This window comes from Vibrio sp. UCD-FRSSP16_30, assembly GCF_001676025.1.
In the GTDB taxonomy this organism is placed as follows: domain Bacteria; phylum Pseudomonadota; class Gammaproteobacteria; order Enterobacterales; family Vibrionaceae; genus Vibrio.
On sequence record NZ_LZFW01000069.1, the window covers coordinates 1 to 779 of the forward strand.

The window sequence follows — 779 nt, forward strand, 5'->3', positions numbered from 1 at the left end:
AATGGCAGGGGTGGAGAGATTCGAACTCCCAACACGCGGATTTGGAATCCGCTGCTCTGCCAATTGGAGCTACACCCCTAAAATCTTCGCTGAAGTAGCGATTTTTCTCATACTTCAGATTCAGAAAAACCTCGCAAAGCGAGGTTCTCTAAAATAAGTGGCGGAGTGGACGGGACTCGAACCCGCGACCCCCGGCGTGACAGGCCGGTATTCTAACCAACTGAACTACCACTCCGCAGTGGTCAACTCACTAAGTGAGCGTCCATATCTACAGATTCTACAATCTATAGATTTAAATTAAAGCCTGGCGATGTCCTACTCTCACATGGGGAAGCCCCACACTACCATCGGCGCTATTATGTTTCACTTCTGAGTTCGGCATGGAATCAGGTGGGTCCACAATGCTATGGTCGCCAAGCAAATTTTAAAATTCGGAAAACTGTTATTTAAAAGTTATRTCACACATTCAAMGTTCTTTCTTYGAGTCCACAAAACCCCTTGGGTGTTGTATGGTTAAGCCTCACGGGCAATTAGTACAGGTTAGCTCAATGCCTCGCAGCACTTACACACCCTGCCTATCAACGTTCTAGTCTCGAACAACCCTTTAGGACACTTAAAGTGCCAGGGAAGACTCATCTCAGGGCTCGCTTCGCGCTTAGATGCTTTCAGCGCTTATCGATTCCGAACTTAGCTACCGGGCAATGCCATTGGCATGACAACCCGAACACCAGAGGTTCGTCCACTCCGGTCCTCTCGTACTAGGAGCAGCCCCCTTCAAT

2 tRNA genes and 2 rRNA genes are annotated in these 779 nt (G+C 48.6%); all 4 read right to left on the reverse strand.

Annotated elements, in window-relative coordinates:
- Nucleotides 1–2: 2 nt before the first annotated feature.
- Nucleotides 3–79: transfer RNA gene (locus A9260_RS15090), tRNA-Trp, on the reverse strand.
- Between the two features lie 79 nt (nt 80–158).
- Nucleotides 159–235 (reverse strand) — tRNA-Asp (locus A9260_RS15095).
- Nucleotides 236–302: 67 nt separating this feature from the next.
- Nucleotides 303–418 (reverse strand): 5S ribosomal RNA (rrf, locus tag A9260_RS15100).
- 91 nt (nt 419–509) lie between these two features.
- Nucleotides 510–779: ribosomal RNA gene (locus A9260_RS15105) — 23S ribosomal RNA — on the reverse strand; the annotation flags it as partial.